The 22,943-nt window shown below is 70.2% G+C and carries 18 protein-coding genes; 13 read left to right on the forward strand and 5 right to left on the reverse strand.

Annotated elements, in window-relative coordinates; all coding sequences use genetic code 11:
* Nucleotides 1-110: 110 nt before the first annotated feature.
* The gene (locus tag ACFYV1_RS00170) at nucleotides 111-2,996 is read left to right on the forward strand and encodes a vitamin B12-dependent ribonucleotide reductase (RefSeq protein ID WP_389393057.1); all 2,886 of its coding nucleotides are present in this window, start codon (nucleotides 111-113) and stop codon (nucleotides 2,994-2,996) included.
* Between the two features lie 100 nt (nucleotides 2,997-3,096).
* On the opposite strand, the gene ACFYV1_RS00175 is transcribed toward ACFYV1_RS00170, so the two are convergent.
* Nucleotides 3,097-3,627, reverse strand: coding sequence for a TerD family protein (locus ACFYV1_RS00175; RefSeq protein WP_389393058.1), 531 nt, complete (start codon nucleotides 3,625-3,627; stop codon nucleotides 3,097-3,099).
* Nucleotides 3,628-3,801: 174 nt separating this feature from the next.
* On the opposite strand from ACFYV1_RS00175, the gene ACFYV1_RS00180 reads away from it, so the two are divergent.
* Nucleotides 3,802-4,407, forward strand: coding sequence for a YdbC family protein (locus ACFYV1_RS00180; protein WP_389393059.1), 606 nt, complete (start codon nucleotides 3,802-3,804; stop codon nucleotides 4,405-4,407).
* On the opposite strand, the gene ACFYV1_RS00185 is transcribed toward ACFYV1_RS00180, so the two are convergent.
* Nucleotides 4,408-5,031, reverse strand: coding sequence for a TetR/AcrR family transcriptional regulator C-terminal ligand-binding domain-containing protein (locus tag ACFYV1_RS00185; protein ID WP_389393060.1), 624 nt, complete (start codon nucleotides 5,029-5,031; stop codon nucleotides 4,408-4,410).
* A gap of 88 nt (nucleotides 5,032-5,119) precedes the next feature.
* On the opposite strand from ACFYV1_RS00185, the gene ACFYV1_RS00190 reads away from it, so the two are divergent.
* From ACFYV1_RS00190 to ACFYV1_RS00200, 3 genes are read left to right on the forward strand one after another with little or no spacing between them, the layout of a single operon-like run.
* The gene (locus ACFYV1_RS00190; RefSeq protein WP_389393061.1) at nucleotides 5,120-6,730 is read left to right on the forward strand and encodes an ABC-F family ATP-binding cassette domain-containing protein; all 1,611 of its coding nucleotides are present in this window, start codon (nucleotides 5,120-5,122) and stop codon (nucleotides 6,728-6,730) included.
* Nucleotides 6,731-6,752: 22 nt separating this feature from the next.
* Entirely contained in the window at nucleotides 6,753-7,412 is a 660-nt protein-coding gene (locus ACFYV1_RS00195) for a histidine phosphatase family protein (RefSeq protein ID WP_389393062.1), read from the forward strand.
* A gap of 12 nt (nucleotides 7,413-7,424) precedes the next feature.
* Nucleotides 7,425-8,339 (forward strand): ADP-ribosylglycohydrolase family protein, encoded by a 915-nt coding sequence (locus ACFYV1_RS00200; RefSeq protein ID WP_389393063.1) that lies wholly within the window; start codon nucleotides 7,425-7,427, stop codon nucleotides 8,337-8,339.
* Between the two features lie 76 nt (nucleotides 8,340-8,415).
* On the opposite strand, the gene ACFYV1_RS00205 is transcribed toward ACFYV1_RS00200, so the two are convergent.
* Nucleotides 8,416-9,969: an MFS transporter gene (locus ACFYV1_RS00205; RefSeq protein ID WP_389393064.1), complete on the reverse strand. Its 1,554-nt coding sequence runs from the start codon at nucleotides 9,967-9,969 to the stop codon at nucleotides 8,416-8,418.
* A 119-nt stretch (nucleotides 9,970-10,088) separates the two neighbouring features.
* Between ACFYV1_RS00205 and ACFYV1_RS00210 the strand changes: the two genes are divergently transcribed.
* The 3 genes from ACFYV1_RS00210 (at nucleotide 10,089) to ACFYV1_RS00220 (ending at nucleotide 12,196) form a co-directional block, all read left to right on the forward strand.
* Nucleotides 10,089-10,757, forward strand: coding sequence for a TetR/AcrR family transcriptional regulator (locus ACFYV1_RS00210; protein WP_389393065.1), 669 nt, complete (start codon nucleotides 10,089-10,091; stop codon nucleotides 10,755-10,757).
* 30 nt (nucleotides 10,758-10,787) lie between these two features.
* Entirely contained in the window at nucleotides 10,788-11,489 is a 702-nt protein-coding gene (locus ACFYV1_RS00215) for a ribonuclease HII (RefSeq protein WP_389393066.1), read from the forward strand.
* An 80-nt stretch (nucleotides 11,490-11,569) separates the two neighbouring features.
* The gene (locus ACFYV1_RS00220; protein ID WP_389393067.1) at nucleotides 11,570-12,196 is read left to right on the forward strand and encodes a hypothetical protein; all 627 of its coding nucleotides are present in this window, start codon (nucleotides 11,570-11,572) and stop codon (nucleotides 12,194-12,196) included.
* Between the two features lie 96 nt (nucleotides 12,197-12,292).
* Here the strand turns inward: ACFYV1_RS00220 and ACFYV1_RS00225 are convergent, their stop codons facing one another.
* Both ACFYV1_RS00225 and ACFYV1_RS00230 read right to left on the reverse strand, forming a co-directional pair.
* The gene (locus ACFYV1_RS00225; protein ID WP_389393068.1) at nucleotides 12,293-12,922 is read right to left on the reverse strand and encodes a hypothetical protein; all 630 of its coding nucleotides are present in this window, start codon (nucleotides 12,920-12,922) and stop codon (nucleotides 12,293-12,295) included.
* Between the two features lie 218 nt (nucleotides 12,923-13,140).
* Entirely contained in the window at nucleotides 13,141-15,312 is a 2,172-nt protein-coding gene (locus ACFYV1_RS00230; RefSeq protein ID WP_389393069.1) for a RecQ family ATP-dependent DNA helicase, read from the reverse strand.
* A 110-nt stretch (nucleotides 15,313-15,422) separates the two neighbouring features.
* Between ACFYV1_RS00230 and ACFYV1_RS00235 the strand changes: the two genes are divergently transcribed.
* The 5 genes from ACFYV1_RS00235 (at nucleotide 15,423) to ACFYV1_RS00255 (ending at nucleotide 22,790) form a co-directional block, all read left to right on the forward strand.
* Complete coding sequence (locus ACFYV1_RS00235) at nucleotides 15,423-16,775, forward strand: DUF4192 domain-containing protein (RefSeq protein WP_389393070.1); 1,353 nt, start codon at nucleotides 15,423-15,425, stop codon at nucleotides 16,773-16,775.
* Between the two features lie 256 nt (nucleotides 16,776-17,031).
* On the forward strand, nucleotides 17,032-17,796 hold the full coding sequence (locus ACFYV1_RS00240; RefSeq protein WP_389393071.1) for an NUDIX domain-containing protein: 765 nt from the start codon (nucleotides 17,032-17,034) through the stop codon (nucleotides 17,794-17,796).
* A 282-nt stretch (nucleotides 17,797-18,078) separates the two neighbouring features.
* On the forward strand, nucleotides 18,079-19,848 hold the full coding sequence (locus ACFYV1_RS00245; RefSeq protein ID WP_389393072.1) for an ATP-binding cassette domain-containing protein: 1,770 nt from the start codon (nucleotides 18,079-18,081) through the stop codon (nucleotides 19,846-19,848).
* A 159-nt stretch (nucleotides 19,849-20,007) separates the two neighbouring features.
* Complete coding sequence (locus ACFYV1_RS00250; RefSeq protein ID WP_389393073.1) at nucleotides 20,008-20,895, forward strand: FadR/GntR family transcriptional regulator; 888 nt, start codon at nucleotides 20,008-20,010, stop codon at nucleotides 20,893-20,895.
* Between the two features lie 338 nt (nucleotides 20,896-21,233).
* Nucleotides 21,234-22,790 carry an RNA polymerase sigma factor gene (locus ACFYV1_RS00255; RefSeq protein WP_389393074.1) on the forward strand — a complete coding sequence of 519 codons (1,557 nt, stop codon included), beginning with the start codon at nucleotides 21,234-21,236 and terminating at the stop codon, nucleotides 22,788-22,790.
* The last annotated feature ends 153 nt before the right edge of the window (nucleotides 22,791-22,943 follow it).

Raw genomic sequence — 22,943 nt, forward strand, 5'->3', positions numbered from 1 at the left:
AATGACCTGCTCGCGGGCGCTGTGTGCAGCGGCCGGAGCAATAGACACAAACCGTGCCCCGGGAAGATCTGGGCACTTCAGGGCGTTTTTGCCCGTATATGGGAGGCGGCATGACCGAGACGACGAGCGGCCCGGCACGAGGGTCCCGGGCCAAGGGATCCAAGGCGAGCAAGGGCCTGCGTATCGAGCGCGTCCACACCACCCCCGGAGTGCACCCGTACGATGAGGTGGTCTGGGAGCGCCGTGACGTCGTCATGACCAACTGGCGTGACGGCTCGGTGAACTTCGAGCAGCGTGGCGTCGAGTTCCCCGACTTCTGGTCGGTGAACGCGGTCAACATCGTCACCAGCAAGTACTTCCGCGGGGCGGTCGGCACCCCGCAGCGCGAGACCGGTCTCAAGCAGCTCATCGACCGGATCGTGAAGACCTACCGCAAGGCCGGCGAGGACCACAGCTACTTCGCCTCGCCCGCCGACGCCGAGATCTTCGAGCACGAGCTGGCGTACGCCCTCCTGCACCAGATCTTCAGCTTCAACTCCCCGGTGTGGTTCAACGTCGGAACGCCCCAGCCGCAGCAGGTCTCCGCCTGCTTCATCCTCTCCGTCGACGACTCCATGGAGTCGATCCTCGAGTGGTACAAGGAAGAGGGCATGATCTTCAAGGGCGGCTCGGGCGCAGGCCTGAACCTGTCCCGCATCCGTTCCTCCAAGGAACTGCTGTCTTCCGGTGGCAACGCCTCCGGCCCGGTCTCCTTCATGCGTGGCGCCGACGCCTCCGCAGGAACGATCAAGTCCGGTGGTGCCACCCGCCGTGCGGCCAAGATGGTCATCCTCGACGTCGATCACCCCGACATCGAGAACTTCATCGAGACCAAGGTGAAGGAAGAGGAGAAGATCCGCGCCCTGCGTGACGCGGGCTTCGACATGGACCTGGGCGGCGACGACATCACGTCCGTCCAGTACCAGAACGCCAACAACTCGGTGCGCGTCAACGACGACTTCATGAAGGCGGTCGAGTCGGGCGGCAAGTTCGGCCTGCGCGCCAGGATGACCGGTGACGTCATCGAGGAGGTCGACGCCAAGTCCCTCTTCCGCAAGATGGCCGAGGCCGCCTGGGCCTGCGCCGACCCGGGCATCCAGTACGACGACACGATCAACAACTGGCACACCTGCCCCGAGTCCGGCCGTATCAACGGCTCGAACCCGTGCAGCGAGTACATGCACCTGGACAACACCTCGTGCAACCTGGCCTCGCTGAACCTGATGAAGTTCCTGAAGGACGACGGCGAGGGCAACCAGTCGTTCGACGTCGAGCGCTTCGCCAAGATCGTCGAGCTGGTCATCACCGCGATGGACATCTCCATCTGCTTCGCGGACTTCCCCACTCAGAAGATCGGCGAGAACACCCGCGCCTTCCGCCAGCTCGGCATCGGCTACGCCAACCTCGGTGCGCTGCTGATGGCGACGGGCCACGCCTACGACTCCGACGGCGGCCGTGCGCTCGCCGGCGCCATCACGTCCCTGATGACCGGCACCTCCTACCGGCGCTCCGCCGAGCTCGCCGCGGTCGTCGGCCCGTACGACGGTTACGCCCGCAACGCCGACCCGCACAAGCGGGTCATGAAGCAGCACGCCGACGCCAATGCCGTGGCCGTCCGCATGGACGACCTGGACACGCCGATCTGGGCCGCCGCGACCGAGGCATGGCAGGACGTTGTCCGCCTCGGCGAGAAGAACGGTTTCCGTAACTCCCAGGCCTCGGTCATCGCACCGACCGGCACCATCGGCCTGGCGATGTCCTGCGACACCACCGGCCTCGAGCCCGACCTCGCCCTGGTCAAGTTCAAGAAGCTGGTCGGCGGCGGCTCGATGCAGATCGTCAACGGCACGGTCCCGCAGGCGCTGCGCCGCCTCGGCTACCAGCCGGAGCAGATCGAGGCCGTCGTGGCGCACATCGCCGACCACGGAAACGTGATCGACGCGCCGGGTCTGAAGCCCGAGCACTACGAGGTCTTCGACTGCGCCATGGGCGAGCGCTCCATCTCCGCGATGGGCCACGTCCGCATGATGGCCGCGATCCAGCCGTGGATCTCCGGTGCCCTCTCCAAGACGGTGAACCTGCCGGAGACGGCGACCGTCGAGGACGTCGAAGAGGTCTACTTCGAGGCGTGGAAGCTGGGCGTCAAGGCGCTCGCGATCTACCGCGACAACTGCAAGGTCGGCCAGCCTCTCTCCGCCAAGAAGAAGGAGAAGGAGAAGACCGAGGTCACGGCGAAGGCCGAGGAGACGATCCGCGCCGCGGTCGAGAAGGTCGTCGAGTACCGTCCGGTCCGCAAGCGTCTTCCCAAGGGCCGCCCGGGGATCACCACCTCCTTCACGGTGGGCGGTGCCGAGGGCTACATGACCGCCAACTCCTACCCGGACGACGGTCTCGGCGAGGTCTTCCTGAAGATGTCGAAGCAGGGCTCCACCCTCGCGGGCATGATGGACGCCTTCTCGATCGCCGTCTCCGTCGGCCTGCAGTACGGCGTGCCGCTGGAGACGTACGTCTCGAAGTTCACCAACATGCGCTTCGAGCCCGCGGGCATGACGGACGACCCGGACGTGCGGATGGCCCAGTCGATCGTCGACTACATCTTCCGCCGCCTGGCGCTGGACTTCCTGCCCTTCGAGACCCGTTCCGCGCTCGGCATCCACTCCGCCGAGGAGCGCCAGCGCCACCTGGAGACCGGTTCGTACGAGCCGTCGGACGACGAGCTCGACGTCGAGGGCCTGGCCCAGTCGGCCCCGGTGCAGCAGGAACTGAAGGCCGTCGCCGCTCCGGCGAAGGCGGAGGTCCCGGCGCCGAAGCAGGCGCACACCTCGGCCGAGCTCGTCGAGATGCAGCTCGGTATCAGCGCCGACGCCCCGCTCTGCTTCTCCTGCGGGACCAAGATGCAGCGCGCCGGGTCGTGCTACATCTGCGAGGGCTGCGGTTCGACCAGCGGCTGCAGCTGACAGCCACGGGTTCGGGTGAACCACTGAGGGCGGGGAAGCCGATGAGGCTTCCCCGCCCTTCGTGTTCCGCCGCCGACCGTGTCTCAGTGCCGGCGGTGTCTCAGTGCCGGCGGTCGCCCATCATCGTGATGAACGACTGGGGGTCCGCGTCGAAGCCGACGAGAGAGTCGTTGAACGCCCAGTCGCCCGACTCGCCGCGGACGAACTCGGCGACCACGGCGGCTGTGGAGTGCGCGACCGCGGCGAAGTCGTTCTGGCCGATCTCGACATGCCCTTCGAGGACCTTCACCGAGGCGTTCGCGATGTCGCCGAACTCCGTGCGTCCGTCGCGCTGCTGGATCACCACCCCGACGACGACCCGTCCGTATCCCGCCGCCAGCCGGTCGAACTCCAGCGTCATGACCTCGTCCGCTCCGAAGCCCTGTCCCGTCTTGCTCTCCCTGGTCAGAGTGATCGTGCCGTCGGGCGAACGGCTGTCGAAGTGGACGACGTACGCGGGCTCGCCGAAGGGTGCCTCCACGGGATAGGTCGCGGCCACTATGTCGAGGTCATGGGGCGACTCGCCAAGAGGACTCGGATCCCACCTGAGGGCAACATCTGCCTTCCGGACGCCCTTGTTGAGGCTGCTCACGGCTTCTTCCTTCCCCGCAACTGCCGGACAATCTGAGTCCGTTGACCGTATCCGCTCACGGAGCGATCCCGCGAGGCGGCCATCGGCGCACGGCGTCGTGGCGTGGGCGTTCACGGAAGGACGCAGTGCCGTGGAGAGTGACCGGCGCCACGTTCCGCGCCGTACGATGGCGCCGTGCTGGTCAAGTGGATTCGCTGCACGGTCACGGACCGCCGAGGGTTCGAGCGTGGGCAGCGGAAATGGGCGGGGCTGCTGGGTGAGCCGGGATTCCGGGGGCAGGGCGGAGGGTGGAGCAGAATACGGCCGAATGTGGCCCACGTCTTCGCCTTCTGGGAGACCCGGGCCTTCTACGACTCGTTCATGGCGCGCTCGCACGACCGGCTCGCGGCCGGGCAGTCCGGGACGTACAAGGACAGTCAGGCCAAGCTGTTCGACCACCGCTTCGACGTCAGGACCGGGTTCGAACCGCGGTTCACGGACGCCGACGTGGTCAGGGTGGCGCACTGCCGTGTGCGCGAGGACAGGGTCGAGCACTACACGCTGATGCAGGAGAAGGTGTGGAACCCGGCGATGGCCGGTTCCCCCGGGATGGTGCGGGGCGTCTTCGGGGAGGCGCCCGGACACGAGTTCCTGGTGATGTCCATGTGGCTGTCGGCGGCGGAGCACGGCAAGTACCGTGCCGAGCGCGTGGAGCGACTGCTTCTCCGCGCGCAGACGGAGGCGGACGTGTCCGCCCTGGCCGGCGACGTCGTGGAACTGGAACCGTCCTGGACGGTGTGATCAGCGGTTTGCGGCGGTGGCGAAGGCGCCCGACCGGACCCCTGCGAGAGCGACGGCGGCCGCCTGGTCGGCGAGAGCGACGTCGATCGGCTCACGGGTGACGAACAGCCTGAAGAACAACGGGGCGGAGACGGCGCGCACCACCGCGCCGGCATCGGTCCCCGCCTGTGCTTCGCCGCGCTCGGCCGCGCGGCGGACGATCGCCTCGCAGCGGGAGAACCGCTCCGCGTAGAAGGCGTGCAGCGCGTCCGCCGCGCGTGGGGACTGGAAGCCCGCGGCGACGAATGCCGTGGGCGCGGCGGCGTGCGCCGGATCGGCGAACGATTCGGCCGTCTCCCGGGCCAGGGCCCGTAGGTCGCCCTCGAGGCTCCCGGTGTCCGGCGGGCTCCATCCGTCCTCGCCGGCCAGGGCGAGTGCGTCGGCGACGAGTCCTTCGATGCCGCCCCAGCGCCGGTAGAGAGTGGTCTTGTGCACGCCGGAGTGTTCGGCCACGTACTCGACCGTGAGGCCGGGGTAGCCGTGCTCGCCGAGGCCGGTGAGGACGGCGTCACGCACTGCGGCGCGGGTGCGGGCGGTGCGGCCGCCGGGTCGAAGCGTGCCCGGTGCCGGATCTTCAGGACTCAATTGCTACTCCTGTTGCGTTAGATGATTCGAGTGTGCCACACTTCATGTAACGCGACAACCGTTGCGTTAGTGGCTTTCGGAGGTGCGCTTGCCCACTCAGATCTCCATGCGTGATGTGACCGTGGCCCGCGGCGACAGGCTGTTGCTCGACGGTGCTTCCCTCGCCGTGCGTCCAGGCGAGCGGATCGGCATCGTCGGGGAGAACGGCGCGGGCAAGTCCACCCTTCTGCGGCTGCTGGCCGGTATCGAGCGGCCGGACGACGGCGAAGTGGTCACCGTCGTCGACGACGGGGCCGGGCACCTCGCCCAGACCCCTGAGCTGCCGCCCACCAGTACCGTCGGCGATGCCATCGACGCGGCCCTCGCAGAGCTGCGCTCGATGGAGACGAGACTGCGCGATCTCGAAGATGCCCTCGGCTCGGGCCGCACCGACGCCCTCGACGAGTACGGCGACCTCCTCACCGCCTTCGAGGTCCGTGGCGGTTACGAGGCGGACGCCCGCGTGGAAAGAGCGGTAAACGGCCTGGGTGTCGCCCATGTGAGCCGGGAGCGCACCCTGGGCAGCCTGTCCGGAGGCGAGCAGGCGCGACTCGGCATCGCCTGTCTGGTGGCAGCGGCCCCAGAGGTGATGCTGCTGGACGAGCCGACGAACCACCTGGACGAGGCGGCGCTCGACTGGCTGGAGAGCGCACTGCTCCGTCACTCGGGGACGGTGATCGCCGTCTCGCACGACCGCACCTTCCTCGAGCGGGTCACCACGGCCCTCGTCGAGGTCGACGCCGACCGCCGCGCCGTCGTCCGGTACGGCGGTGGCTACGAAGGCTTCCGTGCGGAGCAGGCAGCCGCGCGCAAGCGGTGGGAGCAGGCCTACCTGCACTGGACGGAGGAGGAGGCGCGGCTCGAGGAGGTCGCGGCCACCACGGCTCATGACTTCGGCGCGGGCCGGCCCATGACGGACAACAACAAGATGGCCTACGACCGGGCCGGCGGCAGAGTCCAGGCGTCGCTCTCGGGGCGGATCCGGAACGCTCAGGAACGGTTGCGCAGACTCCGGGAGGCACCTGTCGCGAAACCCCCGGAACCGTTGCGGTTCGCGGCAGGACCGCAGTCGGGCACCGCCTCCGGAGAGCTGGCCGCCCTGGCCGGTGTGCGGGTCGGGGACAGGCTGTCGGTCGACCGGCTCGTCGTCGAGGCGGGGGACAAGCTGCTCATCCACGGTGGCAACGGCGCCGGGAAGTCCACTCTGCTGCGGGTGATGGCCGGCCTGCTGGAGCCCGACACCGGATCCGTGACGCGCAGGGGAAGAATCGGCTTTCTGGCCCAGGAGATCCCGGCGAACCGGCCGGCGGAGCCGGTGCTCGAGGTCTTCGGACGGGGCCTCGCGCTCAGCGAGGACGAGCGCGCGGATCTGCTGCTGTCCTACGGCCTCTTCCGTTCTCGGGATCTGCGTGTCGCCGTCGGGTCCCTGTCTGCCGGCCAGCGTCGCCGACTCGCCCTGGCCCGTCTGCTGGCCCGGCCGGCGGACCTGCTGCTGCTCGACGAGCCGGCCAACCATCTGGCGCTCGGCCTGGTGGAGGAGTTGGAGGAAGCCCTGTCCCGGTGGACGGGCGCGCTGGTGGTGGTTTCCCACGACCGCCTCCTGCGGCGGCGGTTCGAAGGGAGGGTGTGCCGGATGGCAGCGGGTCGACTGCTCGACTGAACACAGCCCGTAGGGTCGAGGTATGGCACGACCGCGACGTATCGTCCTCGTCCGGCACGGAGAATCGGTGGGCAACGCCGATGACACGGTGTACGAACGTGAACCCGACCATGCCCTCCAACTGACCTCCGAAGGGCTGGCCCAGGCCGCGGAGGCGGGGTCACGGCTGCGTGAGCTCTTCGGGCGCGAACGGGTCAGTGTCTACGTCTCCCCGTATCGCCGCACCCATCAGACGTTCCGGGCGTTCGGGCTGGACCCTGAACTCGTGCGGGTCAGGGAGGAGCCGAGGCTGCGGGAGCAGGACTGGGGAAACTGGCAGGACAGGGACGACGTGCGGCTCCAGAAGGCGTACCGGGACGCGTACGGTCACTTCTTCTACCGATTCGCCCAGGGGGAGTCCGGGGCCGATGTGTACGACCGGGTCGGCGCCTTCCTGGAGAGCCTGCACCGGAGCTTCGAGGCGCCGGACCATCCGCCCAACGTGCTCCTGGTCACGCACGGACTGACCATGCGGCTGTTCTGCATGCGGTGGTTTCACTGGACCGTCGCGGAGTTCGAGTCGCTGTCCAATCCGGGCAACGGGGAGATTCGCATACTGCAGCTCGACGACGACGGGCGGTACCGCCTCGACCGGTCGTTCGAGCGCTGGCGAACCCCTGAGCCGTACGGGGCCACCGGATAGAGTGGCAGGAAGATGACCGTTGATTCCACATCCGAGCGGCGCTTCGACCGCGCTCTGGACAGCCTGCGAGGCCTGTCCGTGGGAGACGCCCTGGGCTCCCAGTTCTTCGTTCCCTCCAACTATCCGCTGCTGAAACGACGCGAACTGCCGCCGTCGGTGTGGCAGTGGACCGACGACACCGAGATGGCCTGCTCCGTCGTTGCCGTGCTCGCCGGTCACCACCGCGTGGATCAGGACGCCCTCGCCCTCTCCTTCGCCGAGCACCACGACTTCGACCGCGGCTACGGCCCTGCCGTCAACCGCATGCTCCGACTGATCAGAGAAGGCGGCGACTGGCGGGAGCTGGCGTCGCAACTGTTCAACGGCCAGGGGTCGTGGGGCAACGGATCATCGATGCGGATCGCGCCCCTCGGCGCCTGGTACGCCGACGACCCCGAGCAGGCCACTCACCAGGCCGAGATCTCCTCGTACACCACGCACCAGCACCGGGAGGCAGTGGTGGGAGCCATGGCCGTCGCCGCGGCGGCCGCCCTAGCGGCCAACCCCGCGGGGCCGCCCGCACCGACGGAGCTGCTGGACGGAGTCGTCGCCCTGGTGCCGCGCAGCGCGGTGGGCGCGGGACTGCGCCGTGCCCGGGACATGCTCGACTACGACGACGCCGGTACCGTCGCCGCGGTGCTGGGCAACGGCCGGCGCACCAGCGCCCACGACACCGTGCCGTTCGCTCTGTGGTCCGCGGCGCGATCGCTGGGCGACTTCCAGCAGGCGTTCTGGACGACCGCCCAGGCCGGAGGCGATGTCGACACCACCTGCGCCATCGCCTGCGGAGTCGTCGCGGCGACCAAGGCCGGAGCGCCTCCCGCCGCGTGGCTGGAGCGGACGGAGGAACTGCCCGGCTGGCTTCCCGGAGCCGACCGTAGGCGCTGACGCGCGGGCGCGCTGACGGGCAGGACGCAGGCCGCGGTGTGCACGGCCTGCGTCCTGCCCGTATGCGTCCTGCCCGTCATGCGGCGTGGCCGCCCGGGCCGGCCGCACCGCTGAGCGCCTCGATGTCGCTCTTGCGCACCCGCACCACGAAGACCGCGGTCACGACGGCGAGCACGACCAGGCCCACCCCCGCCCAGAACGCGGTGGCTATCCCTTCGGCGAGCACATGGTGCCCCCACGGGGGTGGCAGCTCGTGGGTCCTGGCGAAGGCCTCCTTCTGCGCAGGTGTCGATTCGGCGAGGAACGACGGCATCTGGCGTATCGCCTCGTCGCGGCTCGCCGTCCCGAACACGGTCATGAGAATCGAGAGGCCGAGGGAGCCGCCGACCATCTGGGTGGCATTGAGCAGGCTCGAGGCCGCGCCGGACTCGTGCTGTGCCACCCCCGACACAGCGGTCAGCGTCGCCGTCACGAAGACCAGGCCCATGCCGAAGCCGAACAGAAGCATCGGCCCCAGCACACCGCTCAGGTACGAGCTGTCGGGGGAGATCGCGGTCAGCCATGCCATGCCGCTGCCCGTCAGCACCGCACCGGCGGTGAGGAAGGGCTTCGGCCCAAGCACCGGCAGCAGCCTCGATGAGAGACCTGCCGCTGCCACGATCATCACCGTGACCGGCAGGAAGGCCAGACCCGAGGCGATGGGGCTGTAGCCCAGGACGTTCTGCACGAACAGGACGATGAAGAAGAACATGCCGAACATCGCAGCAGCGAGGCTCATCATGATCAGGTACGTACCGGACCTGTTGCGGTCGGCGAACATCCGCAGGGGTGTGATCGGGTCACGCGCCTTGCGTTCGGTCAGTACGAACGCCACCAGCAGAACGAGGGCGACGGCGAACGCGCCCAGGGTGAGCGAGTCGCTCCACCCGTCCTCGGAGGCCCGGATGAAGCCGTAGACCAGCGACGCCATGCCGACGGTGGAGGTGAGCGCGCCCGCGACGTCGAACCGGCCGGGGTTGCGCTCGGACTCGTTGATGAACACCGGTGCGAGAGCGGCGATGAGGAGACCGATGGGCAGGTTCACATAGAAGACCCAGCGCCAGTCCAGCCACTCCGTGAGCATTCCTCCCGCCAGCAGGCCGATGGCCGCGCCGCTGGCGGAGACGGCGGCGAAGATCCCGAAGGCGCGGTTGCGTTCGGGCCCTTCGCGGAACGTCGTCGTGATCAGTGCGAGGGCCGTGGGGGAGGCGATGGCTCCGCCCACACCCTGCAGTGCGCGAGCCGCGAGCATCTGCCACGGCTCCTGGGCGATGCCGCACAGCAGTGAGGCGAAGGTGAAGAGCAGCACGCCGGCGACGAACACCCGGCGGCGCCCCAGAATGTCGCCGGCTCTGCCGCCGAGCAGCAGAAGCCCGCCGAACGTGAGCGTGTAGGCGTTCACCACCCATGACAGCTGGGTCGTGGTGAACTCGAGAGCTCCCTGGATGTGAGGGAGCGCGATGTTCACAATCGTGGTGTCGAGGACCACCATGAGTTGCAGTGAGGCGATGACGGCGAGCGCGATGCCGGGGCGCCCCTGTCGGCGGGCCGCTCCCGGCCGATCGGGTGCGGTTAACTGAGAGGTTGTCACTGTGAGTCCCCCACACAAGAGTTAGTGAACGAAGCCGTTCACTTTTTTCAACCGTAGAGAGTCCCCGTCAGTGAACGCAAGCGTTCACTGAACCTCCCGTCCCCAACGGAGATATGACGATGGCCACTTCGCGTCGGCCCGACGCCGACGAGGACCCGCCGGTCCCGCTGCGCCGGCGAGGACCCGTGCTGGAGCACGCGATCCTCGAAGCCACCCTCGAGCAGCTCAGTACGGTGGGCTGGAACGGGCTCACGATGGAGGGGGTGGCGACCGGGGCGCAGACGGGAAAGGCGGCTGTCTACCGCCGCTGGCCCTCGAAGGAGGACCTGGTCGCCGACGCCCTCGAGGCCGGGCTTCCCGACCTCGACGAGGCCGCCGATCACGGAGACGTCCGGGAGGATCTCTTCCAGACCTGCCGGCGGGTGCGCGACGCGATGTTCTCCCGCACCGGGATCGCGCTGAGATCGGTGCTTTACGAATGCGACTCCACCGCGGCAGTGCGCTTTCACGGGCTGATCACCAGTCGTGTCGTCGGACCGTCCGCCCGGCTGTTCCGTGAGGTCGTGAACCGTGGTGTCCGGCGCGGGGACGTCCGGGCGGACGCGGCCTGTGAGCTGGTCCTCGACGTGATTCCCGGTCTGCTGATGTACCGCTCGAAGGTGTGCGGAAGCGAATGGACCGACGGGGACATCGCCGAAATGATCGATCAGGTCATGGTCCCGCTGCTCCGGCCCCACACCTGTGGACCCGTGCCTCGGGCCCGTGACGGGAATCCGGTTGTCACCTGAGCCCTCCGGCGGCGTACCCTTGCTGGCGCCATGCCGTACGAACCACCCACCCACGCAGTCGAGCGCTCGATCCGGGCCACCACCGGCGCCAAGATCGTTGCCGGCATCGACGAAGTCGGCCGCGGCGCCTGGGCGGGGCCGGTGACCGTCTGCGCGGCGATCACCGGACTGCGCAGGCCGCCCGTCGGCCTGACCGACTCCAAGCTCATCACTCCCCGGCGCCGCGAGGAACTGGCGGGGCTGCTCGAGGGGTGGGTCACGGCCCACGCGCTCGGTCATGCCTCACCCGAGGAGATCGACGAACTGGGGATGACGGCGGCCCTCCGGCTCGCCGCCGGCCGGGCGCTGGAAGGGCTGCCGGTTCGCCCGGACGCCATCATCCTCGACGGCAAGCACGACTATCTGGGAGTGCCCTGGCAGGTGCGTACGGTGATCAAGGGGGACCAGTCCTGCGTGGCGGTGGCCGCGGCATCGGTGATCGCCAAAGTGCGCAGGGACGCGATGATGGCGCAACTGCCGGACGACTTCGCCGTCTTCGGCTTCGCGGAGAACGCCGGCTACCCCTCACCCGTGCACAAAGCAGCCCTTCGGGAGCTGGGCCCCACCCCGTACCACCGGCTCTCCTGGGCCTATCTCGACGCCATGCCCCGATGGCGGCACCTCAAGAAGATCCGTATCTCTCCGGAGGCGGCCGAACTGGAGAGCGGGGGCCAGCTCGGCTTCGATTTCTGAACCCTCCCGTCAGCAGCCCGGCGCACTGTTTGTGCCACCCGCCGGTGCCATCCGCACCGGTGTTTGATAGACATCCACCCATGCCTCTCATTCCCGAGGAGCCTCAGATTCACGAGAGCGCCCAGGGTCCCCGCGCGACTCCGGCCACAGGCCGCACCGCGCCGACCCCCCGTCCCGTACCCGGTCCGCGTTCCGCGGCCTCGCCGCGTCCCGGGCATCCGGGCCCCGGCCCGTCCAGGCCGGCCCCGGCCGTGCCGCGCCCCCCAGGTGCTGCAGGGAAGGCGAAGCCGTCGCCGTCCAGGCCGGAGAGTCGTTCCACGCCACAGGTCCAGCTGGTCCCGGCACCGGTCGACGGTGCCCTGGACGCGGCCGAAGAGGCGGTCGACCTGCTGCTCGACTCCGGCCGTGCTCCGGGCGACGTCCTGGTGCTCACCACCGGTGATCAGCACCCGTGGGCCGCGCACGAGCTGTCGTTCGGCGAGAGCGCCTATTGGGCGCAGCACGACGCCCGCGACGACGTCTTCTACGCGGCCGCGACTTCGGCGGACCGGGCCGCGGCCCGCCCCGTGGTGGTCGTCGCGCTCAACGGCGGTGCTGATGGCATCGCCGCCCAAGCGCTGCCGGCTGCCATGAACAAGGCCTCGGCACTTCTCATCGTGTGCGGAGACCCCCAGCGGATCAACGCGGTGCTCGGCGCAAGCGTCTGATCGCTCGGACCTGAGCCGTCCGGACCGGCCCCGGTGGGCCGATGACACAGTCGTGAGCCGGCTGCCCGAGGACTGGGCAGCCGGCCCGCGTCCCCCTCAGCGGGCGGCCGTGCGCCGGAACGCATCGGCGGCGCCCCCCGCCGTACGCAGGGGCACGGAGTCGCCGTCGGCCGTGGCATCGGTCAACCGGCCCGGCGAGGACGTCGAGTTGGGGTGACGCCCGCCCCGCCCCTCGCCCAGTACCTGCCAGCCACCGCGGGTGAGCGTGATGTACGCACCGCAGCGCAGCCCGTGAAGTGTGCAGGCGTCCCGCAGGCCCCACATCCATGCCCCGTCCTCCTCCGTCCACCGCTCGTCGCCCTCGCGGCAGTAGAGCAGCACGGCGGTGCGCACCGGCGTACGCCGGCGGAGGTCATGGGGGATCACCCGGCGCAGATGTGCCAGCAGCGCGTTGCGGAACTCCCAGCCGTCGGCCGGGGTGGCGCGCCGGGAGAACGACGCGCTCGCAGCCAGCCGTTCTTCGTGATCGAGCACGGCCACGACCGCCGTGGCGGGCAGGGGGCGGTGCCGTGCGTGCAGTCCGCCGACCACCTCACGCGGATTGCGCAGCAGCGGGATTCCGGCCGCTGCCCACTCGGCCGGTTCGAGCAACCGGGCAAGGCGGTTGGCGGAGTTGGCCGATGGGGTGATCGAAGTGGCTGCGGACGAAGCGAATCCGAAGGTCACGGTCCTCCCTTCGCATACGCGCCCACAGTGCGGGCAGGGTCGGGTGAGGGCGCGCCACGGCATGGCCCATAGGGACCGAGAACGGGCCGTGCGGGGAGCACTCCAATTCTTCCTGGCGCATGGGAATGCGGCAACGAGCAATTCGGCACCACCGGCGGGAATCGGCGGGTATGACGCTCATATCCCTTCCCCGAAGGACCGGTTGTGACCCATCGGCATCAGGACTGGACGGCAAGGACCAGCGGAAACACCCCCTTGGCTCCCGCCCTGCGCAGCAACCGCGACGCCACGGCCAGGGTCCAGCCGCTTTCCGAGTAGTCGTCCACCAGCAGCACCGGGCCCTCCGCGGCGGCCAGGGCGTCCGCCAACTGAGGCGGCACCACGAGCGCCTCGTGCAGCGCCCGCACCCGCTGGGCGCTGTTCGTGCGTGAGATCCGTTCGTCCATGGCCTCCGGCGCGTACTCCACGGAGCCCAGCAGAGGCATCCGGCCGACCTCCCCGATCCGGCCGGCGAGGGAACCGATCAGGCGGGGCCGGCTGCGGGAGGCGACCGTGACCACGCCCGCGGGGCGCGGCGGCGCGTCCGCGGCGCCGGAGGCCCAGCCTCCCGGCCCCTTGGCCCAGTCGGAGAGTACGGTCACGACCGCGCCGACCATGTCGTCCGGCACCGGGCCGTCCGGTGCCTGCGGTGCGAGCATCGGACGGAGCCTGTTGCCCCAGCCGATGTCGGAAAGCCGCCCGAGCGCCCGCCCGGTGAATGACTGTTCGCCTTCCGGGATACGACCCTTGAGGCTGACGCCGACAGCGGCCAGCCCGGTCGGCCACATCTTGCGGGGCTCCACGTCGACACCCGGCCTGCCGAGCTCCCCGCGCGCGGCGTCCAGAGCCGCGGCGGACACCTTGTCGCTGAACCGGGCCCCGGCGCAGTTGTCGCAGCGGCCGCAGCGCGCTGCCTCCTCGTCGTCCAGCTGGCGCCGCAGGAACTCCATCCGGCAGCCGGTGGAGCGCGCGTACTCGCGCATCGCCTCCTGCTCGGAGGCACGCTGCCGGGCCACCCAGGCGTACCGCTCCGAGTCGTAGGACCAGGGCAGGCCGGTGGTCGTCCAGCCGCCCTTCACCCTGCGGACTGCGCCATCGACGTCGAGCACCTTGAGCATGGTCTCGAGCCGTGTGCGCCGCAGCTCCACCAAGGGCTCCAGGGCCGGGAGCGACAGCGGCCTTTCGGCGTGCGCCAGCACGTCCAGGGTGCGCCGCACGAGCTCCTCCGGAGGGAAGGCGACCGAGGCGAAGTACTGCCAGATCGCCTCGTCCTCCTTCCCGGGAAGCAGCAGCACCTCCGCGTGTTCCACACCGCGGCCCGCGCGGCCCACCTGCTGGTAGTACGCGATCGGGGACGAGGGCGAACCGAGATGAACGACGAAGCCCAGATCCGGCTTGTCGAAACCCATGCCGAGGGCCGATGTCGCCACCAGCGCCTTGACGCGGTTGGCGAGCAGGTCCTCCTCGGCCTGCTGCCGGTCGGCGTTCTCCGTGCGGCCGGTGTAGGAGGTCACGGTGTGGCCGCACTGACGCAGGTACGCCGTGACCTCCTCGGCGGCCGCGACCGTCAGTGTGTAGATGATTCCCGACCCCGGGAGCTCGCCGAGGTGATCGGCGAGCCAGGCCAGACGGGTCGCGGCGTCCGGAAGCTGCAGCACGCCGAGACTCAGACTCTCCCGGTCCAGCGGACCGCGCAGCACCAGGGCGTCCGTGCCCGCTCCTGTGCCCAGCTGTTCCGCCACGTCCGCCGTGACCCGCGCGTTGGCCGTCGCGGTCGTGGCGAGGACGGGGACGCCCGCCGGCAGGTCGGCGAGCATCGTGCGCAGCCTGCGGTAGTCGGGCCGGAAGTCGTGGCCCCAGTCGGAGATGCAGTGCGCCTCGTCCACCACGAGCAGTCCGGTCGCGGCCGCCAGCCGGGGCAGCACCTGGTCGCGGAAGTCCGGGTTGTTGAGCCGCTCGGGACTGACGAGCAGGACGTCGACCGCTCCGTCGGTGACCTCGGCCTGGATCGTCTCCCACTCCTCCGGGTTGGAGGAATTGATGGTCCGGGCGCGGATACCCGCCCGTGCCGCGGCTTCCACCTGGTTGCGCATCAGAGCGAGCAGAGGAGAAACGATGACGGTGGGGCCGCTTCCGCCCGCCCGCAGCAGGGAAGTCGCGACGAAGTACACCGCGGACTTGCCCCATCCTGTCCGCTGGACGACCAGCGCCCGCCGCTTGTCCGCCACCAGCGCCTCGATCGCACGCCACTGGTCCTCGCGCAGCCGGGCCCGGCCCGAGGTGTCGGAGACGAGCCGGGCCAGTACGGAATCGGCGGAAGCCCTGAGCTCCGCGCGGTCTGCGTTGGTCATGCACCCATGCAACCCGATACCACCGACAAACCGCGAACGAGCCACCGGCCCTGTGGACAACTTATCCACAGGGGGTCGCGGAGTCCGGGCCTTCGCGGGACCGTCGTCGCATGAACAAGCACCACGACCTCACCGGTTCCGGCGCAGACCGGCAGATCACCTTGCGCGGCCCCGCCGAACTGGCCGACGCCCTCCCGTACATGATGGGTTTCCACCCGACCGACTCGATCGTGCTGGTCGCGCTGCACGGCGACAACGGACGCTTCGGCGGACGGCTGCGGCTCGGAATTCCGCAGTCGCCGCGAGAATGGGAGCCCGTCGCGGCACAGCTCGCGAAGTGCCTGATCGAGGGCAGCCGACGCAGAGGCCGCAGCCCCGACGGCATTGTGGTCTTCCTCTGCCAGGATCCGGCCGAAGGGGAGCCAGGGGCACGGGTGATGGAGCGTCTGCGCCCGCTCGCGCAGCGGCTCCGCACCGCCTGCGGAGGTCTCGACGTGCCCGTGTACGAAGCGCTGTGCATCTCCGACGGGCGCTTCTGGAGCTACTGCTGTCCGGACGCCCGCTGCTGCCCGCCCGACGGCACACCGCTCGTCCTGTCCGGCACGTCCGTGATGGCCGCCGCGGCCGCCTACGCGGGAATCCGGGTGCGCGGGAGCCTGCGCGACATGGAGGGGCGGTTCGCACCATGGGCCGTGTCCGAGGCGGGAGACCAGGTGCGAGCGCTGGACGCGGCGGGCGCCGCGCTGACCGCCAGGATCCTCGACCCGCAGGGGCGGGAGCAGGTCGCGGAAGAGACCGTGACGCTGGCCCGCCGACTGCTGCGGCGCATGGAGCAGACACCTCGTGACGCGGGCGATCCAGGCACCGACGCGGCGGACGACCGGCTCGTCTCGGCGGAGGAGGCCGCCGCGGTGATCCTCGGCCTGCAGGACAGAGAGACCAGGGACCGGGCGGCGCAATGGATGGAAGGGGCGGAAGCGGCTCCGGCGTTGCGCCTCTGGCGCACCCTGTCGCGCCGCTGCGCCGGCCCGTACGCGGAGCACGCCGCCGCCCCGCTCACACTCGCGGGCTGGGTGTCCTGGTCCATGGGGGACGAGCCCGGTGCCCGGGTGGCACTGGGGCTGGCCCTGCGGGCGGATCCCGAATACGTCTTCGCACGCCTGCTCCACCAGGCGTGCAACGAAGGGCTGGACCCGGAGACCGTGCGTCGGTGCCTGCGCAAGGAGCGGGAGGACCAGCAGCGGACGACGCCGCCCGCCTCCTGCCCGGATTCGCCGCCCCCGACCCGGCGACGGCGTCGCCCGACGGCACCGAGGCCGTCCGCCACCAGCTCTGACACCGCAGCCGTCCGTCCACGGCGCCGGGTGGCCGTGAACCGGCCGCGTGACGGTGCGGCGGCGGCACGGGCCCGTAGGCGCGCCGGCCGGCGCAGCGGGCAGCGCGGCACCCGGAGCGGACGGTGACGGGCGTGACCAGGCCGGCCGCGCGAGCCGGCAGGAGCGTCCCTGGCGGCCGAGCGTCGCCGACGGCCGCGGAGGCGGGACACCGGCCTCACCGACGCGGGAACGGCCGCCCGGGAACAGGCGGGCGGGCCGAGCGGCAATGAGTGAAGCCGGAGGTGTGCCCTGATCGCGGAGGTCGTGCCGACGGGGCGGCGAAACCTTCCGCCGAGACGCGGAAGGGTGTGTTTATCGTCAGGCAGACGACTATGATCGCGGCATGTCGCCCTACGACCCGTCGGCCTTCCCGCCCTTCGCCGTCACCGTCGATCTGGTCGTGCTCACCGTGCGCCGGCACGCGCTCTGCGCTCTTGTCGTACGCCGCGGCGAGCCACCCTTCCAGGGGCGGTGGGCGCTGCCCGGAGGATTCGTCAGGGGCGACGAGGATCTGGCAGCGGCAGCCGCGCGTGAGCTTGCCGAGGAGACGGGCCTGTGCGCGCACGACCCGGCTTCACCCGGAGCCGTCAACGGTGCCCATCTGGAACAGCTCGCCACCTACGGCGCCCCCGAGCGCGACCCCCGGATGCGGGTGGTGAGTGTCGCCCACCTCGTACTCGCTCCGGACCTGCCGGCCCCCCGCGCGGGCGGCGACGCCAACAGCGCCCGGTGGGCACCTGTCGAGGAACTCCTCGCCCGCGACGGCTCCTTCGCGCGGGAGGACGAGCAGCAGGCCCAGCTCGCCTTCGACCACACGCTGATCCTCACGGACGGCGTGGAGCGGGCCCGTTCCAAGATCGAGTACTCGTCGCTGGCCACGGCGTTCTGCCCACCGGAGTTCACCGTCGGCGAGCTGCGGCGGGTGTACGAAGCGGTGTGGGGCGTCGCCCTCGACCCTCGTAACTTCCACCGCAAGGTGACCGGGACCCCGGGCTTCCTCGTCCCGGCCGGCGGCACGACCACCAGGCAGGGCGGTCGGCCCGCGCAGCTCTTCCGGGCCGGCGGCGCCACCGTGCTGAATCCGCCGATGCTGCGCCCCGAGGTCTGACCGCCCCAGCGCCGCCGCCCGACCGGTTGCCGTACCCGCGCCGCCGCCCCTCGCCGACCGGTTGGGTACCCGCGTGTTGCCGTCCCCGTGTCGCCGCATGCATGGCCGTACCCGCGCGTTGCCGTACTCGTGTCGTCGTGCTCGGGGGCCGCCGGCAGCGACCGGTCTGACACCCGGCACGGTGGCTGATGCACAGAAAGTCTGAAATGTCGCGTTATCTTGCTCCGGTACCTGTGCTGCCGCTGAGCGGTCTCACCTTCCGCGAGAGAGGCGAGAGAAGCGATGCTCCAGGCCATCGGACTGACCAGCACCCGCCGCCGGGAGCACCCGCCCGCCGTCGACGATCTCACCTTCGAGGCCCGGCCCGGTCGGATCACCGCGCTGCTCGGCGCACCCGGCGCGGGCAAGACGACGGCCCTGAGGCTCGCGCTCGGGCTCGAGGCGGGCCGCGGAGTCACGTACTTCCGGGGCAACCCGCTCCACCGCATCGCCCATCCCGCGGCCGAGGTCGGCGCCCTGCTGGGTGACGTGCCGGGGCACCCCGCCAGGACCGCGCGCAGCCACCTGCGGATGCTCAGTGCCGCTGTGGGTGTGCCGCCCTCCCGTGCCGACGAACTGCTCGACGTCGTGGGCCTCGGCAGTCTCGCGCAGGAGCAACTCGGCAGGCTCTCGCGCGGCATGGACCGCAGACTCGGGCTGGCCTCCGCTCTTCTCGGGGATCCGCAGACACTGGTGCTCGACGAGCCTGCCCGGGACCTCTCGCCGCGCGACAGGGCATGGCTCTTCGCGCTGCTGCGGGCGCACGCCGACGGCGGTGGAACAGTTCTGTGCGCAGTGGCCGATCCCAAGGAGGCCGCCCGTGTCGCGGATCGCGTCGTCACGCTTCACGGCGGCCGCCTCGTCGCCGACCAGGAGGACGCCGACTTCTCGCGCACCCGCCTCCGCCCTCGTGTCGCAGTCCGTACCCCGCACGCCGCCCGGCTCTCCGCGGTTCTCACGCGAGAGGCGCGCGCCGAGCGGCGTTCGGTGGAGGTCGTCGACGAGAACGGCGGCGCCCTGACGGTCTACGGCAGCAGTTGTGCCGAGGTCGGCGAGGCCGCCTTCCGGCACGGTGTGCTGGTGCACCGCCTCGCCGACGAGGCCGGCGACACAGGCCCCTTGCCCGCTCGGGCCGTGCCCCCGGCCCCCGCTCCTGCGGCAGGTGCCGGAGGCGGGGCCGCCACCGGCACTCCGGGCGGCACTCCCGCCGCCACGGCCCTGCCGCGGCCGCCGCACCCCGTGCGCAGCCCTCGATGGCCCCTGCGCTACGAGCTGCGCCGCATCCTCGGCGTCCGCACCGCTCCGCTGGTCGCCCTTGCCGCGGTCGCCGCCTCGCTCGCCCTGTGCGTGCTGCTCGCCGGTGCCGGCGGCACTCCCAAGCCGCGGACCCTCACGGCCTGGCCCGGGTATCTGCCGCTTCCTCCCGCGGCGTTCGGTGCCGGTCTGATCGGGGCCCTCGCCTTCGGGGAGGAGTTCCGCTTCCCCGCCCTTGCCACCGCGCGGGGTACGGCGCCCCGCCGACTGGGGCTGCTGCTGGCCAAACTCGGGGTGACCGCGGCGGTCGCGGTGGTCCTCGCCGCACTCACCGTCGCTGTCGACTTCCAGGCACTGCGTCTCGTGCACGGAACGGAATTGGCGGCTCTGCCGCGCAACTGGGCTGCCCCGGCCGCTGGTTGGGTCGGCCTTTGTATCGGCTGCGCCTGGTCCGGCCTGCTGGCGGCAGGCATCTTCAGGGTGACCGCGGCGGGGATCGCCGCGGTTCTCGCGGTGCCGGTCCTGGTCGCACCCTTGGTGGACAAGGTGTTCGTCGTACCGGCAGCCCGTTCGATCGCCGGGATCTCCGGCAGGCTCCGTGAAATGGCCTGGGTCGAGCTGCCCCGGCAGGTGGATCACTGGTTCGTCGCCGCCGTGCGCGTGCTCGCGCAACCGGTGGGCGCCGCACTGACGTTGTCGGTGGCGGCGCTGATCTGCGCGTATGTGCTCACGGCACTTCGCCGCAGGGCTTCTTGGTGAGCAATGGTGACCGGCTGTTCGTGAACTGCCCACAACTCCTTGGGGAATGCCCGTTTCTTTCCGATAAGGCGTCAATTGCGGGGCGGGTGCCGATCACCCTTTCGTGTGCTTTTCACCAAAGAACTCAAGGGGCTTGGGAGCCACGCCGACAAAGGATGCGTGAGTACCCTTGCGCACACCATGATGACCCCCGCCCGCCCCAACGAGACCGGCCTGGCCGGCCCGGGCGAACTCGACCGGTACGGCTATGGGGAGCCGCCGGTGACCGACCGGGTCGGTCCTCCCGCATGGGAGGGGTCCGACGTCGAGTTGGGCCGTGTCGGCCGCCGGTCGGCAGGCAGTCGCGGCCGCGGCCTGCACGGCCAACTCGTCCAGCAGCTCGGTCAGATGATCGTCTCCGGTGATCTCGGTGCGGACCGCCCGCTGGTCCCGGAGGAGATCGGTCAGCGGTTCGAGGTCTCCCGCACCGTGGTGCGGGAGTCGCTCCGTGTCCTCGAGGCGAAGGGCCTGGTCAGTGCCAGGCCCAACGTCGGCACCCGGGTCCGGCCGGTCAGCGACTGGAACCTGCTGGACCCCGACATCATCGAGTGGCGCGCCTTCGGGCCCCAGCGCGAGGACCAGCGCCGGGAGCTGAGTGAGCTGCGCTGGACGATCGAGCCGCTGGCCGCCCGGCTCGCGGCCGGCCACGGTCGCGAGGACGTGCAGCAGCGCCTCGTGGACATGGTCGAGATCATGGGCCACGCCCTGGCGCAGGGTGACGCTCTGACCTTTTCGCGCGCCGACACGGAGTTCCACTCCCTGCTCATCCAGCTCGCCGGCAACCGCATGCTCGAACACCTCTCGGGCATCGTCTCCTCGGCGCTCCAGGTCTCGGGGGGCCCGGTCACCGGCTGTGACCGCCCCACCGAGGCCTCTCTGGCACACCACGCCCGGATCGCCGACGCCCTCGCCGCCGGCGACAGCCATGCCGCCGAGTCCGCCATGAGGCAGCTGCTCACCGTTCACCCGGAAGTGGAGCGAGTGGTCCCCGCGCCGCGTGAGCACTGACCGCGGCGGTGCCCGGGTGGTGCGGAGGCGTCCGCGCGTCATGTCGCCGGATTCCGAGGGAATCCGGCGACATGACGCGCGGTGAATGCCCCACTCCGGCCGTTAAGCGGCATTCGGAGTGTGACTCGGGCCACGCGGATTGGGCGTAACACTCCTCGAAGCTGCGCGATGACCTAAGAGGTGACAGCCGAGGAGGGAATACAGCCGCCGTTCACGGCGCTGTGACAGCTCCTTGGCTCCGCCCGCGCCACCGGTTCATCCGCAGCCCGGTGGTCGTCGGCTCAGGCCCGATCATGGGCAGGGCCGGAAGCCGTTTCCATCGTTCCGAGAGGTTGTTCGTGTCGGCCAGCACATCCCGTACGCTCCCGCCGGAGATCGCCGAGTCCGAGTCTGTGATGGCGCTCATCGAGCGGGGAAAGGCTGATGGGCAGATCGCCGGCGATGACGTGCGTCGGGCCTTCGAGGCTGACCAGATTCCGCCAACCCAGTGGAAGAATGTTCTGCGCAGCCTCAACCAGATCCTCGAGGAAGAGGGTGTGACGCTGATGGTCAGTGCAGCGGAGTCGCCGAAGCGCGCCCGCAAGAGCGTCGCAGCGAAGAGCCCGGCCAAGCGCACCGCCACAAAGACCGTCGCGGCCAAGACCGCCACGGCGAAGACCGTCGCCGCCTCCACGGCCCCGGCCGCCGAGACCGTCGAGGTCTCGGCCGACGAGTCGTCGGAGACCGCTCCCGCCAAGAAGGCGGCGGCCAAGAAGACGGTGGCGAAGAAGGCCGCCGTCAAGAAGACGACGGCCAAGAAGACGGCGGCGAAGAAGACCGCCGGCAAGAAGGACTCCGACGAGCCCGCCGAGGGCGAGGAGCTGCTCGACGAGGCCCAGCCCAGCGGCAAGGGCGACGAGGAGGAGACCGAAGGCGAGAGCAAGGGCTTCGTCCTCTCCGACGACGACGAGGACGACGCGCCCGCACAGCAGGTCGCCGTCGCCGGTGCCACCGCCGACCCGGTCAAGGACTACCTCAAGCAGATCGGCAAGGTCCCGCTGCTCAACGCCGAGCAGGAGGTCGAGCTCGCCAAGCGCATCGAGGCCGGCCTGTTCGCCGAGGACAAGCTGGCGAACTCCGACAAGCTGGCGCCGAAGCTCAAGCGCGAGCTGGAGATCATCGCCGAGGACGGCCGCCGGGCCAAGAACCACCTGCTGGAGGCCAACCTCCGTCTGGTCGTCTCGCTTGCCAAGCGCTACACCGGCCGCGGCATGCTCTTCCTGGACCTGATCCAGGAGGGCAACCTCGGTCTGATCCGCGCGGTCGAGAAGTTCGACTACACCAAGGGCTACAAGTTCTCCACGTACGCCACCTGGTGGATCCGTCAGGCGATCACCCGCGCCATGGCCGACCAGGCCCGCACCATCCGTATCCCGGTGCACATGGTCGAGGTCATCAACAAGCTCGCGCGCGTCCAGCGCCAGATGCTCCAGGACCTGGGCCGCGAGCCCACCCCGGAGGAGCTGGCCAAGGAACTCGACATGACCCCCGAGAAGGTCATCGAGGTCCAGAAGTACGGCCGTGAGCCCATCTCGCTGCACACCCCGCTCGGCGAGGACGGCGACAGCGAGTTCGGTGACCTCATCGAGGACTCCGAGGCGGTCGTGCCGGCCGACGCCGTGAGCTTCACGCTCCTGCAGGAGCAGCTGCACTCGGTGCTCGACACCCTGTCCGAGCGCGAGGCGGGCGTGGTCTCCATGCGCTTCGGCCTCACGGACGGCCAGCCGAAGACCCTGGACGAGATCGGCAAGGTCTACGGCGTGACGCGAGAGCGCATCCGCCAGATCGAGTCCAAGACCATGTCGAAGCTGCGCCACCCGTCGCGTTCGCAGGTCCTGCGCGACTACCTCGACTAGTCGGCACCCGGTCGGGTCGCCGACCGTGTCGCACAGCAGTCCGGACGAAGGGTCCGGGACCCGTGGGGGTTCCGGACCCTTCGCCATGGTGCGGGGGTGCGTACGGCAGCCACCTGGCCGACTCTGGGTTGAACCGGATTCACGCAGAGTCAG

It is taken from the genome of Streptomyces sp. NPDC003023, assembly GCF_042888225.1.
Lineage (GTDB): Bacteria > Actinomycetota > Actinomycetes > Streptomycetales > Streptomycetaceae > Streptomyces.

Coding starts and splice junctions, on each gene's coding strand:
- ACFYV1_RS00235 (WP_389393070.1), top strand. CDS start 15,423: ATGAACAAGCACCACGACCTCACCGGTTCCGGCGCAGACCGGCAGATC.
- ACFYV1_RS00220 (WP_389393067.1), top strand. CDS start 11,570: ATGCCTCTCATTCCCGAGGAGCCTCAGATTCACGAGAGCGCCCAGGGT.
- ACFYV1_RS00200 (WP_389393063.1), top strand. CDS start 7,425: ATGACCGTTGATTCCACATCCGAGCGGCGCTTCGACCGCGCTCTGGAC.
- ACFYV1_RS00195 (WP_389393062.1), top strand. CDS start 6,753: ATGGCACGACCGCGACGTATCGTCCTCGTCCGGCACGGAGAATCGGTG.
- ACFYV1_RS00210 (WP_389393065.1), top strand. CDS start 10,089: ATGGCCACTTCGCGTCGGCCCGACGCCGACGAGGACCCGCCGGTCCCG.
- ACFYV1_RS00215 (WP_389393066.1), top strand. CDS start 10,788: ATGCCGTACGAACCACCCACCCACGCAGTCGAGCGCTCGATCCGGGCC.
- ACFYV1_RS00245 (WP_389393072.1), top strand. CDS start 18,079: ATGCTCCAGGCCATCGGACTGACCAGCACCCGCCGCCGGGAGCACCCG.
- ACFYV1_RS00240 (WP_389393071.1), top strand. CDS start 17,032: ATGTCGCCCTACGACCCGTCGGCCTTCCCGCCCTTCGCCGTCACCGTC.
- ACFYV1_RS00230 (WP_389393069.1), bottom strand. CDS start 15,312: ATGACCAACGCAGACCGCGCGGAGCTCAGGGCTTCCGCCGATTCCGTA.
- ACFYV1_RS00170 (WP_389393057.1), top strand. CDS start 111: ATGACCGAGACGACGAGCGGCCCGGCACGAGGGTCCCGGGCCAAGGGA.